General features: G+C 44.4%; 17 protein-coding genes. 16 read left to right on the forward strand and 1 reads right to left on the reverse strand.

Annotated elements, in window-relative coordinates; translation table 11 throughout:
• Nucleotides 1-5 precede the first annotated feature (5 nt).
• The 7 genes from ACW6PM_RS11575 to ACW6PM_RS11605 all read left to right on the forward strand — a co-directional run bounded on the left by ACW6PM_RS11575 (nucleotide 6) and on the right by ACW6PM_RS11605 (nucleotide 4916).
• Complete coding sequence (locus tag ACW6PM_RS11575; RefSeq protein ID WP_456057255.1) at nucleotides 6-854, forward strand: hypothetical protein; 849 nt, start codon at nucleotides 6-8, stop codon at nucleotides 852-854.
• Nucleotides 851-1258: a prepilin peptidase gene (locus tag ACW6PM_RS11580; RefSeq protein WP_308669333.1), complete on the forward strand. Its 408-nt coding sequence runs from the start codon at nucleotides 851-853 to the stop codon at nucleotides 1256-1258. Before ACW6PM_RS11575 ends, ACW6PM_RS11580 begins: the two co-directional genes overlap by 4 nt.
• Nucleotides 1255-1491, forward strand: a complete 237-nt coding sequence (locus ACW6PM_RS11585; protein ID WP_448754977.1) for a TadE/TadG family type IV pilus assembly protein — start codon at nucleotides 1255-1257, stop codon at nucleotides 1489-1491. The genes ACW6PM_RS11580 and ACW6PM_RS11585 overlap by 4 nt, the downstream gene beginning before the upstream one ends.
• The gene (locus tag ACW6PM_RS11590) at nucleotides 1481-2674 is read left to right on the forward strand and encodes a DUF6382 domain-containing protein (protein ID WP_456057256.1); all 1194 of its coding nucleotides are present in this window, start codon (nucleotides 1481-1483) and stop codon (nucleotides 2672-2674) included. The genes ACW6PM_RS11585 and ACW6PM_RS11590 overlap by 11 nt, the downstream gene beginning before the upstream one ends.
• Before the next feature lie 73 nt (nucleotides 2675-2747).
• Nucleotides 2748-3362 carry a rhomboid family intramembrane serine protease gene (locus ACW6PM_RS11595; RefSeq protein WP_456057257.1) on the forward strand — a complete coding sequence of 205 codons (615 nt, stop codon included), beginning with the start codon at nucleotides 2748-2750 and terminating at the stop codon, nucleotides 3360-3362.
• Between the two features lie 23 nt (nucleotides 3363-3385).
• Nucleotides 3386-4375, forward strand: coding sequence for an SCP2 sterol-binding domain-containing protein (locus ACW6PM_RS11600; RefSeq protein ID WP_308650934.1), 990 nt, complete (start codon nucleotides 3386-3388; stop codon nucleotides 4373-4375).
• Between the two features lie 124 nt (nucleotides 4376-4499).
• The gene (locus ACW6PM_RS11605; RefSeq protein ID WP_321110446.1) at nucleotides 4500-4916 is read left to right on the forward strand and encodes an HIT family protein; all 417 of its coding nucleotides are present in this window, start codon (nucleotides 4500-4502) and stop codon (nucleotides 4914-4916) included.
• 120 nt (nucleotides 4917-5036) lie between these two features.
• Here the strand turns inward: ACW6PM_RS11605 and ACW6PM_RS11610 are convergent, their stop codons facing one another.
• Nucleotides 5037-6113: an undecaprenyldiphospho-muramoylpentapeptide beta-N-acetylglucosaminyltransferase gene (locus tag ACW6PM_RS11610; RefSeq protein ID WP_456057258.1), complete on the reverse strand. Its 1077-nt coding sequence runs from the start codon at nucleotides 6111-6113 to the stop codon at nucleotides 5037-5039.
• A 254-nt stretch (nucleotides 6114-6367) separates the two neighbouring features.
• Here ACW6PM_RS11610 and ACW6PM_RS11615 point away from each other — a divergent pair, with 254 nt between their 5' ends.
• From ACW6PM_RS11615 to lysS, 9 genes are all read left to right on the forward strand, one after another.
• Nucleotides 6368-6634: a hypothetical protein gene (locus ACW6PM_RS11615; protein ID WP_308650939.1), complete on the forward strand. Its 267-nt coding sequence runs from the start codon at nucleotides 6368-6370 to the stop codon at nucleotides 6632-6634.
• A gap of 119 nt (nucleotides 6635-6753) precedes the next feature.
• Nucleotides 6754-7977, forward strand: coding sequence for a cell wall hydrolase (locus tag ACW6PM_RS11620; RefSeq protein ID WP_456057259.1), 1224 nt, complete (start codon nucleotides 6754-6756; stop codon nucleotides 7975-7977).
• Nucleotides 7978-8210: 233 nt separating this feature from the next.
• Nucleotides 8211-9200, forward strand: a complete 990-nt coding sequence (gene argF, locus ACW6PM_RS11625; protein ID WP_015517510.1) for an ornithine carbamoyltransferase — start codon at nucleotides 8211-8213, stop codon at nucleotides 9198-9200.
• Between the two features lie 21 nt (nucleotides 9201-9221).
• Complete coding sequence (locus ACW6PM_RS11630; RefSeq protein ID WP_456057260.1) at nucleotides 9222-10202, forward strand: biotin--[acetyl-CoA-carboxylase] ligase; 981 nt, start codon at nucleotides 9222-9224, stop codon at nucleotides 10200-10202.
• The gene (locus ACW6PM_RS11635) at nucleotides 10195-10530 is read left to right on the forward strand and encodes a DUF6145 family protein (protein WP_012740988.1); all 336 of its coding nucleotides are present in this window, start codon (nucleotides 10195-10197) and stop codon (nucleotides 10528-10530) included. The genes ACW6PM_RS11630 and ACW6PM_RS11635 overlap by 8 nt, the downstream gene beginning before the upstream one ends.
• 3 nt (nucleotides 10531-10533) lie before the next feature.
• A complete protein-coding gene (locus ACW6PM_RS11640) occupies nucleotides 10534-11316 on the forward strand; it encodes a type III pantothenate kinase (RefSeq protein WP_456057261.1) in 783 nt (260 codons plus the stop codon).
• 4 nt (nucleotides 11317-11320) lie between these two features.
• Entirely contained in the window at nucleotides 11321-12307 is a 987-nt protein-coding gene (gene dusB / locus ACW6PM_RS11645) for a tRNA dihydrouridine synthase DusB (protein WP_456057262.1), read from the forward strand.
• Between the two features lie 357 nt (nucleotides 12308-12664).
• Nucleotides 12665-13153, forward strand: coding sequence for a transcription elongation factor GreA (greA, locus tag ACW6PM_RS11650; RefSeq protein ID WP_308669343.1), 489 nt, complete (start codon nucleotides 12665-12667; stop codon nucleotides 13151-13153).
• A 12-nt stretch (nucleotides 13154-13165) separates the two neighbouring features.
• Nucleotides 13166-15107: lysine--tRNA ligase (gene lysS / locus ACW6PM_RS11655; RefSeq protein WP_456057263.1), on the forward strand; the 1942-nt coding region annotated here is incomplete at its 3' end.

The raw sequence follows: 15107 nt of genomic DNA on the forward strand, positions 1-15107 counted from the left end.
GGTGTATGAAGGTGTCTTTTGTTAATAAAGTAAAGTTCCACATAAAAAAACTTTATAGAAAGGCCAAACTCCCAGGCGATGATAGTTCTCAAAAGATGCCCTCATGCACCTGCCTGAAGGCGTCTTATACACTTGAGGCTGCGGTAATATTTCCGCTTGTAGCAGGATTTTTTGTATTTATACTTTTTTTCTTCAGGGTGGTTCAGGTGGAGTCGCAGGTAAAAGCGGCGCTGTACTATTCAGCCCGGATGAGTGCGTTAGCAAGCAGTGCAAACGATTCGTCCGTTGTCTCAGTGGCGACTGCAGAGGTACTTTTTAGGAGTAAAATATCTGACTCAAAGCACATTGATACATACGTGAGCGGCGGAAGGTATGGAGTGTCACTGCTTGGCTCAAGTATGGATGGTGATGATGTCGCGCTTAAGGCAAAGTACAAGGTAAAGCTTCCGGTGAGCTTTTTTACTGTGGATGGAATATGGATAGAGGATCATAGCAACAGCAGAAAATGGACAGGCAAAAATCCCGGTGAAAAGACGGATCCCTATGTGTTTTACACGGACTATGGAAGTGTTTATCACCTGTCCGAGCAGTGCAACTACCTGGATCTGAGCATAAAGAGCATCAAATGGTCACAGGTGGGGGCAAGCAGAAACAAAGATGGTAGGAAATACCACGCGTGTTATTGTGCCGCGGATAAAAAAACAAAAACCTCGACGGTATTTATAACAGATTATGGCACTAGCTATCACGGAAAGCTTGGATGCAGTAAGCTTAAGCGGACAGTACACAAGGTGCACAAATCAGAGGTGAATGGCAAAAACCTGTGCAGTAAATGTAAAGGAGAAGGAACATGATACAGCTTATCATTTTACTTGGAATAATCAGTATAATCGACTTTTCAACAAAAAAGATACCGGTCGTTGTATTGATAGTAATGGGGATTGTGGGTATTATAAGCTCTATTTATGCACAGCAGTCAATTATGTCAGTGGCTGTTGCCCTGATTCCCGGAATAGTGCTTATGGCAGCAGCGTTTCTTACAAGGGAGCAGATAGGATATGGAGATGCTGCTGTTGTGACTTTGATGGGATTGTTCGTGACTGTTGACATAGTGTGCAGCACTATGGTGATGGGGCTTACAATAGCAGGAATAATTTCCGTTATTTTAATTGCATCAGGCAGAGTGGGGAGAAAGATGCAGATTGCATTTACACCATTTCTGCTGCTGGGATATGGACTGACGGAGGTATTTATGTGACTGAAAATAAATTAAATATAGATTTATCTTATGGACTAAATGGCAGTTATACAGTAGAGGGGGCAATTATTATACCTATATTTATTGTTATGCTTGCAATAGCGATGAAGATGGGACTTGTGCTGTATAACGAAATGAAGGAAGACAGCTCTTATGAGTATGCTACTGATATGTGGCTGGTGGATGATTTCTATAATTATCAGGTTTTGAAAGAGGTAGTAAATGAATTCTAATGAAATAGTATATGAGAGAAAGATGACAGGCAGCTTTATGAAGCTGCGTTGTGACGAGGTGAGGCCGCTAGATGAAAAGATATTGCTGAAAAACAATATTCCGGGCTTTCTGCCGATGGAGAAGTGTTATGTGAATAATGAAGGGCAGTACTGGTATGATATATCAGGAGTTCAGTCTTTGGAAATGCGCTGCCAGTACAATGATATAAAGCTTGAGTTTCTTGAAAAGCTTGTGGTGAGTATCTGTAACAAGATGGAGCTTTTGGAGAATCATCTTGTTAGCGCAGAATCTCTGGTGCTTGATCCTCAGCTAATACACATAAAAGGGGTAAATCAGGATGAGGAAATATATTTTACAGCATACCCGGCACAGATGAAGACAATTTGCAATACCTTCCAGCATTTGATGGAGTATATGCTCACAAAGCTTGATCACAGTGATGCTGAAGCGATACATATAGCATATGGCATATACGAGAAAACCATAAATGGCAATTACAGTATCGCTGATATTCGAAATGCCATAATCGAGGAGCGTCAGAAAAAGGTAGCTGAAAAGCCGGTGGAGGAGGTGGTTGCGCCGATTTCACAGCCACAGGTCAGGGTAGAGGAGCCGAAGGAGCAGGTAAAGCCTACACTGTACGATAAGCTTCGTGTGTATCTGTTGGAGCAGCTGGATATCAGGCTGCCGGAGCGAAAGAAGCAGGCAGCAGTAACAGAAAAGCCTAAAAAAACGGACACAGGCAGAAAATGGTTTAAAAAAGAAAAACGAAAAGAAAATAGTAAAAAAATGGATGACACCATGCTTATACACCCAAGCTCAGAGGCTGCACCCGAGCCTGTACCGCGTCAGATACACCCCACAGTATGTCTGAGCGATTACAGGGAGCACCCTCAGGGTATGCTTTTGTATGAGGGCATGGAAAACCGCAGTAATATAATAATAGACAAAGATTGTACGCGTATTGGTCAGGGCGACGAGGCCGATGCGGTAATAGGCAAGGATACAATAAGTCATTTTCATGCAGTTATAAACAGGGAAAACCAGGAATTTTATCTGGAGGATTTAAACTCCACAAACGGAACCTTTGTGAATAATGAGGTGCTTGCGTACAAGCAGAAGAAGCAGCTCAAGTCAAATGATATCATCAGATTTGCCGATGTTAAGTACCGGTTTGTATAATTGTTGCAAATAAGCTCCTTAAAATTTATAATAAGAAGAAAAAGTATTTAAAAATTAAGGAGACCCCACAAATTTGCAGAATATAAAATGCATTGATACAAAACCATATATGACAATTGGCATAATAGTGGTAAATATAATAGTTTTTGTGCTGATGAGTATATCAGGCAGCACACTTGATGCTCAGTATATGGCAGCCCACGGAGCCATGTACCCTGAGTATATAAAGGATGGCCAGTACTGGAGGCTGTTCACTTCGATGTTTATGCATTTTGGATTGATGCATATACTTAACAATATGGTGGTTTTAGGTGCTGTCGGTCAGATAGTGGAGAAAGCCGTGGGGCATGTGAAGCTTTTAGTTACATATCTGGCAGCAGGCATGTGTGGAAGTGTATTGTCATACATCGTTATGCTTTATAATAATGACTATGCGGTATCGGCAGGTGCTTCCGGGGCGATATTTGGTCTGGTGGGAGCGCTTGTGTGGATAGTTATAGCAAACAGAGGCTTTTATGAGGGAATCAGCAGGCAGCAGGCTGTATTTATGGTTATTCTGATGATATATTATGGAGTTTCAACGCAGGGAGTGGACAATTGGGCTCATGGAGGCGGGCTCGTAGGCGGATTTGTTATTTCAATTGTTTTATATCGCAAAAAGAGATATAATAAATATAATATCAACTAGAAATTAATGGTAGGAGAAGCTACATGAAGATAAATATTTATTATGGTGGAAGAGGCTTACTGGACGATCCGACACTGTATGTGATAAGCAGGATAGAAAATGTGCTAAAGGAGCTCCGCGTAAAGGTGGAGAGATACAATATCTATGAGCACAAGAATGAAATAGCTACATTGCCACAGACCTTTAAGGATGTAGATGGAATCATTCTAGCAACGACGGTTGAGTGGCTTGGCATAGGCGGATACATGCAGCAGTTCCTTGATGCATGCTGGCTTTACGGCGACAAAGAAAAGATAAGCAATACATATATGCAGCCTATTGTCATGTCTACCACATATGGAGAGCGCGAGGCGGAGACCACACTTTGCAATGCATGGGAGATACTTGGTGGTCTGCCGTGCTCAGGACTATGCGGATATGTAGAGGATATTACTGCGTTTCAGCTCAATAAGGAGTACAATCTCATAATAGAAAAACGTGCGGAGAATCTGTATCGTACGATATCCCAGAAAATTAAGAGTCTGCCTACAAGTAATCAGGCAGTGAAGCAAAGCGTGCTCAGGACACAGCAGCTCAATCTCACCCCACAGGAGAGTGAGCAGCTGTCGAAGTACGTGTCTGATGATACATATGTCAAGCAGCAGAAGGAGGATATCGAGGAGCTTGCAACCATGTTCAAGGACATGCTCGGTCAGCAGGCATCCACAGATGACATGCCATATATCAAGGAGCTTGAAGCTCATTTTATTCCACTTCGTGAATTTAAGGCCGGCTATTCATTTAATATAGAGGGTATTAAAAATCCATTATATATAAAGGTGGATGAGGATAAGCTGGATATACACTATGGCGAAGAGGATATAGTGGATGTATATGCCAAAATTTCAAAGAGTATCATGGAGTCTATAATAGACGGTCACATGACCTTCCAGCGGGCATTTATGACCGGAGAGATGACGGCAAAGGGCAATTTCAAGACACTGCGCATGCTCGATCAGATATTTCCTTTTTAACTGACTTTTGGATTACAATAACTTTTGAATTACAACAATGTAAGTATTCGGGATTATCCCACGCACAATCGCAAAAGTGGTTCTGAATAGTTGCATAATAATTATATAATATGAGGTGACAAGGATGAAAGACGATAACTGTATTTTCTGTAAACTGGCAAATGGGGATATCCCGACCAATTCAATCTACGAGGATGATGATTTCAAGGTAATACTCGATGCAAGTCCTGCTACAAAGGGACATGCACTTATCCTTCCGAAGCAGCATTATGCAAATATTTTCGAGATTGAGGATGAGACACTTGCCAAGGCAGCAAAGCTCGCGAAGAAGATTATGACACATGAGAAAGAGGTGCTTGGCTGTGAAGGCTACAACCTGGTACAGAACAACGGTGAGGTGGCCGGTCAGACAGTATTCCATTTCCATATGCACCTGATTCCAAGATATGAGTCAGATGACAACAAGAATGTCATAGAGTGGAACCACAAGGAGTTCACTGATGACGAGATGAAGAAAATCTGCGACGAGATGAGCATGTAATAGCTGCTAATAATTACACATTATTAAAAAACAAAAAGCCCGGATATGCAAATGTAGTTCATATCCGGGCTTTTATTTTTTATAATATTTTATAATATGCAATGACACTAAAAATTGACTCTATGACGATTTCTTCACCTGAGAGTTAATCAAATCAATTATAGTAGCGATGGAATCCATCTGACCGCTCTTTGCCATGGCATCCTTATATTTATCCCTGTTGCCGTAAACCTCTTTTACTGCGTTAAGGAGAGAATCCTTTGTGAGCTCCTCCTCCTCGATGACATATGAAAAGCCCTGCTTTTTGAAGGACTTTGCATTTAATACCTGGTCTCCGCGGCTGGCAGCAGCAGACAGAGGAATCAGGATGTTTGGCTTGTGCAGAGCAAGCAGCTCGCAGATAGAGTTGGCTCCGGCTCTTGAGATAGCCATGTCAGCCAGAGCGAACATGTCGGTGAGCTCAGCATTGGCGTACTCAAACTGTGCATAGCCTGTGATTCCGGCAAGCTTGTTGTCCAGATTGCCCTTTCCACAGAGGTGAATCACGTAGAAATCCTTAAGGAGCTCAGGGAGAATCTCACGGACAGCTTCGTTGACCTTTTTAGAGCCAAGGCTTCCTCCGATTATGAGGATGACAGGCTTATTGTGGTCAGGAAAATTACAAAGCTTTATGGCATTTTCGGCAACGCCGCTAAAAAGCTCGCGTCTGATAGGTGAGCCGGTGAGCACGGCCTTGTCAGCAGGCAGATATTTCATGGTCTCAGGGAAATTGCAGCAGACCTTTTTGGCGCCCTTTATAGCGATTTTGTTGGCAAGTCCCGGAGTGATATCCGACTCGTGGATGATAGCCGGCACATGGCAGTGCTTTGCGGCAAGCACAACAGGTACGGAAACAAAGCCACCCTTAGAAAATACTACATCAGGCTTGAGTTTTTTCATGAGGCTTACAGCCTGACCGTAGCCCTTTAACACACGGAACGGATCTGTAAAGTTCTTCCAGTCAAAGTATCGGCGCAGCTTTCCGGATGAAATGCCGTGATAAGGAATCTTCTGGGCCTCGATAAGACCCTTCTCCATTCCATTGAATGAGCCGATGTATTCGATATCGTATCCGGCCTCCTTAAGTGCCGGCATAAGAGCGATATTTGGAGTGACATGACCTGCAGTACCGCCACCTGTCATAACTATTTTCTTCATATATATGTATCCTTTCTTGCATTCCTGTTTTGTCTCATATTTATATTATACTCAACACAATAAAAGTCAATACCAAGTTACCGGCGAAAGTTTGCCCTGCAATACCGGATAAATGTCGAAACTTGCGACCGATAGGAACTGTTAAGTTCAAGTGAATTGGTTATAATAATCAATAGTACATCAATCTGAGGTTTAGGGTAAGTTAAATTTTGAACGATGTACAAGAAAAAGAATGACAGGGAGGAAGAATCAATATGGAATTATTAATGGACAATATGGACATCATGGCAGGAGGCATATTTGTGATAATGCTTGCACTTTTTATGCTGACGGTCATAGTGACCTTGTTCGCACTCTCACACAGGATAAGACTTTTGAGCAACGAGATATATAAAATAGAAAAACAGGTGAGTGACTACATAGACGAGCTGTCGAGAAGCGAGAATGACAAGCTTGAGATAGAGCATAAAGCGCATCAGAATGGGGTGATTTCATCGGTGCTGCAGGAGATTTTTCCATGAAATTTGACAAAATGGTATTACTGTGATATTATACCGACTGTAACAAAGTTGTAACAAATGCAACATAGGTGTAATAAACGTAACAAAAACAACATATACTACACCATATGGAGGATTATATGAAGCTAAACAAAAAAGTAATCGATAGCATTACGGTCTGTGGACTGTGCGCCATGCTGACGGTTACCGCGGTTACTAACAGCGGACGCTCTGAGGTCAAAGCAGAGGATAAGGTGCTAGCAAACACTGGTTTAGAGCATACTGGTTATAATAGTTATGCTGGCGTAGCAGCGACTCTTTTTGATTATGAGAAGAGCCTCACAGCAGAGAATGCTGTTACAGTAGAAAAAGAAAATGTTGAGATGGTGGCAGCAGCACAGGATGCACAGCAGGAGGCGCAGCCACAGCTCACACAGGAGCAGCAGGAATGGCAGACAAAGCTTATGCCAAATGTTGAAGAATCTCTCAACGTAAGAGCACAGGCCGATGAACAGTCAGATATTGTTGGAAAATTATATAAAGGAAGTGTGGCAGACATCGTAGAAAACGATGGCACCTGGGCTCACATCAAGTCAGGAAATGTAGACGGATATGTCAATGTCTCTTACTGTGTGACCGGAACTGACGCACTAAGCTATGCTTATGACACATGCGGAGAAATCGCCACAGTAAATACGGACGGACTTCGTGTGAGAGAAGCAGCAGATACAAACAGCAGGGCCTTAGCGGTAGCTGACCAGGGCAAGACCTATCAGGTGGACCGCGCAGCGCAGGCGATAGACGGCTGGATCGCAGTAGTCTGTGATTCACAGACAGGATATATCGCAGCAGATTATGCGACACGTTCCTTAAACACAAGAGTGGGTATCACAATTGAAGAGGAACAGGCTCAGATAGCTGCACAGAAAGAGGCTGAGAGAAAGGCCGCAGAAGAAAAAGCGGCAAAAGAGGCAGCCAAAGCAGCAAAGGAATCAAAGAAAACCGAGACCACACAGGGCGAGGCAGTAAGTGCAGGAGCAGATGACCTGACACTGCTTGCAGCAATCATCGAGTGTGAGGCAGGCGGAGAGAGCTATGAATGTCAGCTCGCAGTTGGAGCGGCTGTCATCAACAGAGTAAAGAGCGGCTCATATCCAAACAGTATCTCAGGTGTTATTTACCAGAAGGGTCAGTTTGGACCGGCATCATCAGGAAAGCTTGCAAGAAAGCTAAACGGACGCATTTCCTCATCATGCTACAGTGCAGCACAGGAGGCAATGTCCGGAGTGGACAACACAGGAGGATGCACATCCTTCAATGATCACGGCTCAGGAATATCAATCGGAAATATGAAGTTCAGATAATAACAGCCAATACAAAGAAATAACAAAGAGGCTGCAAATCAACAAAGCTTGTTGGTTTGCAGCCTCTTTAATTATTTCTTCCGTCGGGCTTGCAGTCTAAGCTTCAATGCTTCAAACCTCTTGCAACATACCCCAAAATAGAGTAAAATGTCATCATTATAGCAATATAAATATATAAATTATAGCAACCTGCATCTATAAATGATGCAAATAAAACCCAGGAGGCAAGAGCAATGCAGTTAAAGGGACGAAACTTTTTAAAACTTATGGATTACACTCCGGAAGAGATTACTTATCTGATTGACCTCTCACAGGAGCTGAAGGAAAAGAAGAAAAAAGGCATCAGACATGATGACCTCACAGGCAAAAACATAGCGCTGATTTTTGAAAAGACCAGTACCAGAACTCGCTGCTCTTTTGAGGTAGCGGCACATGACCTTGGAATGCATGTTACATACCTTGACCCGAGCGGTTCACAGATAGGCAAAAAGGAGAGCATCGCCGATACAGCGCGCGTGCTCGGCAGAATGTTTGACGGAATCGAGTACCGCGGATACGGACAGGAAATCGTGGAGGAGCTTGCAAAATACGCAGGCGTACCGGTATGGAACGGTCTGACAAATGAGTTCCACCCTACACAGATGATAGCAGATATGCTTACAATCCGTGAGCACCTCGGCAGACTCAAGGGCGTGAAATTTGTATACATGGGCGATGCAAGATACAACATGGGCAATTCACTCATGGTCACATGTGCAAAGCTCGGAATGGACTTCGTGGCATGCACAAACAAGAAGTATTTCCCAAATGATGAGCTTGTAAAATACTGTAAGGACGTTGCAGAAACAACCGGCGCATCAATCACACTCACAGAGGATGTGGCAGAGGGCACAAAGGACGCAGATGTCATCTACACAGATGTGTGGGTATCAATGGGCGAGCCGGAAGAGGTATGGGCAGAGCGAATCAACGACTTAAAGCCATATCAGGTAAATGCAAAGGCATTCGAAAATGCAAAGGATAGCGCAATCTTTATGCACTGTCTGCCAGCCTTCCATGATTTAAAGACCACAATCGGAAAGCAGGTCTATGAGAAGTTTGGACTGAGCGAGCTTGAGGTGACAGACGAGGTATTTGAGTCAGAGCGCTCAGTGGTATTTGATGAGGCAGAGAACCGTATGCACTCAATAAAGGCAATCATGCGTGCAACACTTGCAGACTAGAGCAAAGCTAAGGAATAAAGTATGAAGGAAGAAATACTTAGGCTTCTACGCAGCGCTGACGGCTATATTTCAGGGCAGGAGCTATGCAACCGGTTCGGAGTATCGCGCACAGCCGTGTGGAAGGCCATAAACCAGCTAAAGGAAGCCGGATATGAGATAGAGGCACAACAGAATAAGGGCTACAGGCTCATGGCAGCGCCTGATCTGATGACGGAGGCAGAGATAAAAAGCCTCCTGCACACAGACTGGGTGGCAAAGGAGGTACTGTATTTTGATACAATAGACTCCACCAACACCAAGGCTCAGGAGCTTGCCGAAAAAGGCTATCCAAGCGGCACACTGGTCGTAGCGGACAAGCAGGAGTCAGGCAAGGGGCGTCGCGGCCGCAGCTGGGTATCGCCGTCCGGCACAGGTATTTTCATGACACTTATGATAAAGCCTGATATCAATCCAAACAATGCATCCATGCTCACACTTGTGGCAGCGCTTGCTGTCGCAAAGGCCATAACAAGCGTTACCGGCGAGAAAGCCATGATAAAGTGGCCAAACGACATTGTGGTAAACGGCAAAAAGGTGTGCGGCATACTCACAGAGATGAATGCGCAGTTTGACTACATCAACCATATTGTTGTAGGCATCGGTATCAATGTGCACAATGAGAGCTTTCCGGAGGAAATCAGCCGGATGGCGAGCTCACTCATGATAGAAGCAGGTGGCAAAAGATTCCACCGTGCGCAGATAATCGCAGAGACCATGTCATACTTTGAGCAGTATTATGATACATTTTTAAAGACGCAGGATCTTTCAGCCCTCGTCAGGGAGTATGACAAGCTGTTGGTCAACAGGAATAAATCAGTAAGGGTACTGGATCCGAAGGAGCCGTTTGACGGAAAGGCGATGGGCATCACGCCTAAGGGCGAGCTGATCGTGGACACATGGGAGTCACGCAAGCTGGTTTCAAGCGGAGAAGTATCAGTGAGAGGAATATACGGATATGTCTAAAGAGGTAGTACTTTGCGTGTCAAACGCATATCAGAAAAAATATTATCTGAACGAGAATTTTAACGGACTTCCACAGACTATAAGGGATGAGCTCAAAATTATGTGCGTCCTGTATACAGAGGATGTGGGAGGCATACTGGAGCTGGTGTTTGATGAGGACGGAAACCTCGATTTCAGAACATCCTGCAAGGAAAACGATTTTTTCTATGACGAGATAGGAAGCGTGCTAAAGATAAAGCAGTACCGCAACGAGCGAAGAGAGCTGCTCGAGTCGATAGAGACGTATTATCGCATAGTATTTTTGGGAGAAGGACTCGAGGAGGAATAACAGATGATTTTAGCACTGGACGTAGGAAATACAAACATCACATGCGGTGTGTTTGATGGGGACAGGATAAAAGCGAGCTTTAGAATAACAACCAAAATGCCACGTACATCGGATGAATACGGCATGCTTTTGAGCAATCTGCTTGAAAGAAACCAGGTAGGCATGGACGACATACATGATGCAATCATCTGCTCCGTTGTACCGAATATCATGCATTCACTGCAGAATGGCCTCATAAAATACTTTAATATCAGACCGATAATCGTGGAGGCGGGCATCAAAACAGGCATCCGTATCGCCACACCAAATCCGCAGCAAATTGGCGCAGACCGTATAGTAGACGCCGTAGCTGCATATGAATTATATGGAGGACCAGTTTTAGTCATAGATTTCGGCACAGCAACCACCTACGATATGGTCGATGAAAACGGTACATTTATGGGCGGAATCACGGCGCCCGGCATACGTATTTCAGCCAAGGCACTCTGGGAGGATGCGGCAAAGCTTCCTGAGATAGAGATTAAAAAGCCTGATAATATCCTCGGAAAGGATACCATCACCAGCATGCAGGCGGGACTTGTGTATGGCCAGATAGGACAGACAGAGTATATCATCAACAAGGTAAAGGAAGAAACCGGCATGTACGATGCAAAGGTTGTAGTGACCGGCGGACTCGGCAGAATAATAGCCAATGAGACAGAGAACGTGGATGTATACGATCCTGACCTGACATTAAAGGGCATAAACCTCGTGTATTGCAAGCAGAACCGCAAGGGAGTAAAGTAACAGTATGGATATTCATCAGATACGAAAGCTTCAGATAGGAAGCGTGACACTCCCAAACAACCTGATACTGGGACCTATGGCAGGCGTAACAGACCTGCCATTTCGCTTATTGTGCAAGGAGCAGGGAGCCGGCCTTTTATGTATGGAAATGGTCAGCGCCAAGGCGATTTTGTACAAAAACAAAAATACAGAGTCGCTTCTTTCAATAGATGAAAGAGAAAAGCCTGTTTCACTCCAGATGTTTGGCTCAGACCCTCAGATAATGGCTCAGATAGCAAAGCAGATAGAGGAAAGACCGTTTGATATACTGGATATCAACATGGGCTGCCCGGTGCCCAAAATCGTAAACAACGGTGAGGGATCAGCGCTCATGAAAAATCCGATCCTTGCAGGTCAGATTATAGAGAGCATAGTAAAAGCGATAGATAAGCCGGTCACGGTAAAAATTCGTAAGGGCTTCGATGATGAGCATGTCAACGCAGTAGAGCTGGCACATGTGGCTGAAGAAAGCGGCGCAAGCGCAGTCGCAGTGCATGGCAGGACCAGAGAGCAGTACTACTCCGGTAAAGCTGACTGGGACATCATAAGGCAGGTAAAAGAGGCTGTCTCAATACCGGTCATAGGAAACGGAGACCTGCTTTGTGCAGAGGATGTTATAAAAATGCAGGAGCAGACAGGCTGCGACGGCTTTATGATAGCCAGGGGAGCGCAGGGCAATCCGTGGATTTTCTCACAGATACTGCATTACTTTGAGACCGGCGAGCATCAGGAAAAGCCATCCTTTGAGGAAGTGCGCCGGATGATACTGCGCCATGCACGCATGATGATAGAGTTCAAGGGCGAGTACACAGGGATACACGAGATGAGAAAGCACACAGCGTGGTATACGGCAGGATATCCGCATTCATCAAGGCTGCGCGCTGCGGTGAATACGGTGGAGAGCTTAGAACAGCTTGAGGAGCTTTTGTATAAGGAACAGCTTCGAAATTGAAATCGGTCAAATCCTTGACAGAGTGGGGATTTTCAATTATAATACACGCGTTAAAATAGGCTTTACGATTTAATAAAACAAACTTCCCACATTTAGGGTATTGTGGTTACCGGCCGAGCATACAGTTTATTCCTCAGAAAAATATGAAGTTAGCCACGGGTGTGAATCGCGGATAGAGGGATTTTCTTTGCTGCGGGGTTTCCGTTGCCAGGTGCTATGGAAACCCGTGGCAGTTCATATTTTTCTTCGGAATATACTGTATACTTTCCGGTAAGTTAAGTCTTTGAAGTGGGAAGTTTCATTTTAGCAAATCAACATAATAAAATAAAAGAAAAGAAAGATGGAAGGGTAAGAATCATGGAGAACAAGAAAAATATTCTGACATATGCAGGTCTTAAGAAGCTCGAGGATGAGCTTGAGCATTTAAAGGTTGTTAAGCGTAAAGAGGTTTCCCAGAAGATCAAGGAGGCTCGTGAGCAGGGTGATTTATCTGAGAATGCTGAGTATGATGCAGCTAAGGATGAGCAGCGCGATATCGAGACTCGTATCGAGGAAATCGAGAAAATCCTTAAGAATGCAGAGGTTGTTGTTGAGGAGGAGGTTGACCTTGACAAGATTTCTATTGGATGTAAGATCCGCATCCTTGACTGTGAGTTCGACGAGGAGCTTGAGTACAAAATCGTTGGTTCAACAGAGGCAAACAGCTTAAAGGGCAAGATTTCAAACGAGTCACCTGTAGGAAAGGCTCTTCTTGGAAAGAAAGTCGGAGATACTGTAACTGTTGAGACTCAGGTAGGAGAGCTCACATACAAGGTACTCGAGATCCAGAGAGCAGAAGAGAACTAAAAGAGGTAAAAAATGGCAAATCAGAATAATAACAAGGGTGGACAGCAGCAGGACGTAAACCAGCTCCTTAAGGTCCGCCGTGAAAAATTACAGAATTTACAGGAAGCAGGAAAGGATCCCTTCCAGATTACAAAGTACGATGTCACTCATCACAGCAGCGATGTAAAGGAGCTTTACAATGCGCATGAGGCTGAGATTCTCGGTGACAGAAAGGCTCCTGATGTAGAGGGCTTGGATGACGCTGCAAAGCGAGAGGTGATCAACAACGATTACAATGAGAGAAGAGAAATCATGGATGCAAAGCCAATCGAGGTAAGCATCGCAGGACGTATGATGTTCAAGCGTGTCATGGGTAAGGCTTCTTTCTGCAATATTCAGGATTTAAAGGGCAATATCCAGGTATATGTGGCAAGGGACAATATCGGAGAAGACTCATACGCAGACTTCAAGAAATCAGATATCGGTGATATCTACGGTGTAAAGGGCTTCGCCTTCAGAACAAAGACAGGCGAAATCTCAATCCATGCAGAGGAGATAACCCTGCTTTCAAAATCACTCCAGATACTCCCGGAGAAGTTCCATGGACTGACAGACACAGACACCAGATACCGTCAGAGATACGTAGACCTCATCATGAATCAGGAGAGCAAAGAGGTATTTATCAAGCGTTCACAGATACTCAAGGAGATCCGTAACTTCCTTGCAGGCCGTGACTTCATGGAGGTTGAGACACCTATGCTTGTCTCAAACGCAGGTGGTGCCGCAGCAAGACCATTCGAGACACACTACAATGCCTTGAATGAGGATGTAAAGCTTCGTATTTCCCTTGAGCTTTACTTAAAGAGACTCATTGTCGGAGGACTTGAGCGAGTATACGAGATCGGACGAGTTTTCCGTAACGAGGGCGTAGATACACGTCACAACCCTGAGTTCACACTTATGGAGATTTATCAGGCATACACAGACTACGAGGGCATGATGGAGCTGACAGAGTCAATGTTCCGTTACCTCGCTGAGAAGGTATGCGGCTCAACAAAGATCTCATACAACGGCGTGGAAATCGACCTTGGAAAGCCATTCGCACGAATGACAATGATAGATGCAATCAAGAAATACGCAGGCGTAGACTTCGACCAGGTACCTGATGATGCAGCGGCAAAGAAGCTTGCAGACGAGCATCATATAGAGTACGAGGAGCGTCACAAGAAGGGTGACATCGTAAACCTCTTCTTCGAGGAGTACTGTGAGAAGGAGCTTATCCAGCCAACCTTTATCATGGATCACCCAATCGAGATATCACCTCTCACCAAGAAGAAGCCAAGCGACCCTACAAAGGTAGAGCGTTTTGAGCTGTTCTGTAATACATGGGAGATGTGTAACGCATACTCAGAGCTCAACGACCCAATCGACCAGCGTGAGCGTTTCGCAGCACAGGATGCCAACGCAGCAGCAGGCGATGACGAGGCAGAGCACACAGATGAGGACTTCCTCAATGCGCTTGAAATCGGTATGCCGCCAACAGGTGGAATCGGATACGGAATCGACCGTCTGGTAATGCTTCTGACAGATAGCCAGGCAATCAGGGATGTATTGCTGTTCCCGACAATGAAGTCATTAAGCTCAGATAAGCAGGAAAATAAGGCATCTAAGAGTAATTCGACAGAGAATTGCGACCAGATTGCGACTGTTGAAGAAAAGATTGATTTCTCAAATGTAAAGATTGAACCACTGTTTGAGGAAACAGTTGATTTTGATACATTCTCAAAATCAGATTTTAGAGCAGTTAAGGTTAAGGAATGTGTAGCAGTACCAAAGAGCAAAAAACTTTTACAGTTTACTTTAGATGACGGAACAGGCACAGACCGCACTATTTTAAGCGGAATCCACGCTTATTATGAGCCAGAAGAGCTTGTTGGAAAGACACTTATTGCCATCACAAATCTTCCACCTAGAA

Source organism: Agathobacter sp. (genome assembly GCF_977054825.1).

Excerpts from the sequence above, each read along its gene's own strand:
- ACW6PM_RS11620 (WP_456057259.1), top strand. The coding sequence starts at position 6,754 with ATGAAGCTAAACAAAAAAGTAATCGATAGCATTACGGTCTGTGGACTG.
- ACW6PM_RS11580 (WP_308669333.1), top strand. The coding sequence starts at position 851 with ATGATACAGCTTATCATTTTACTTGGAATAATCAGTATAATCGACTTT.
- argF (WP_015517510.1), top strand. The coding sequence starts at position 8,211 with ATGCAGTTAAAGGGACGAAACTTTTTAAAACTTATGGATTACACTCCG.
- ACW6PM_RS11575 (WP_456057255.1), top strand. The coding sequence starts at position 6 with ATGAAGGTGTCTTTTGTTAATAAAGTAAAGTTCCACATAAAAAAACTT.
- ACW6PM_RS11600 (WP_308650934.1), top strand. The coding sequence starts at position 3,386 with ATGAAGATAAATATTTATTATGGTGGAAGAGGCTTACTGGACGATCCG.
- ACW6PM_RS11640 (WP_456057261.1), top strand. The coding sequence starts at position 10,534 with ATGATTTTAGCACTGGACGTAGGAAATACAAACATCACATGCGGTGTG.
- ACW6PM_RS11630 (WP_456057260.1), top strand. The coding sequence starts at position 9,222 with ATGAAGGAAGAAATACTTAGGCTTCTACGCAGCGCTGACGGCTATATT.
- ACW6PM_RS11590 (WP_456057256.1), top strand. The coding sequence starts at position 1,481 with ATGAATTCTAATGAAATAGTATATGAGAGAAAGATGACAGGCAGCTTT.
- greA (WP_308669343.1), top strand. The coding sequence starts at position 12,665 with ATGGAGAACAAGAAAAATATTCTGACATATGCAGGTCTTAAGAAGCTC.
- ACW6PM_RS11635 (WP_012740988.1), top strand. The coding sequence starts at position 10,195 with ATGTCTAAAGAGGTAGTACTTTGCGTGTCAAACGCATATCAGAAAAAA.
- ACW6PM_RS11610 (WP_456057258.1), bottom strand. The coding sequence starts at position 6,113 with ATGAAGAAAATAGTTATGACAGGTGGCGGTACTGCAGGTCATGTCACT.
- ACW6PM_RS11615 (WP_308650939.1), top strand. The coding sequence starts at position 6,368 with ATGGAATTATTAATGGACAATATGGACATCATGGCAGGAGGCATATTT.
- dusB (WP_456057262.1), top strand. The coding sequence starts at position 11,321 with ATGGATATTCATCAGATACGAAAGCTTCAGATAGGAAGCGTGACACTC.
- ACW6PM_RS11605 (WP_321110446.1), top strand. The coding sequence starts at position 4,500 with ATGAAAGACGATAACTGTATTTTCTGTAAACTGGCAAATGGGGATATC.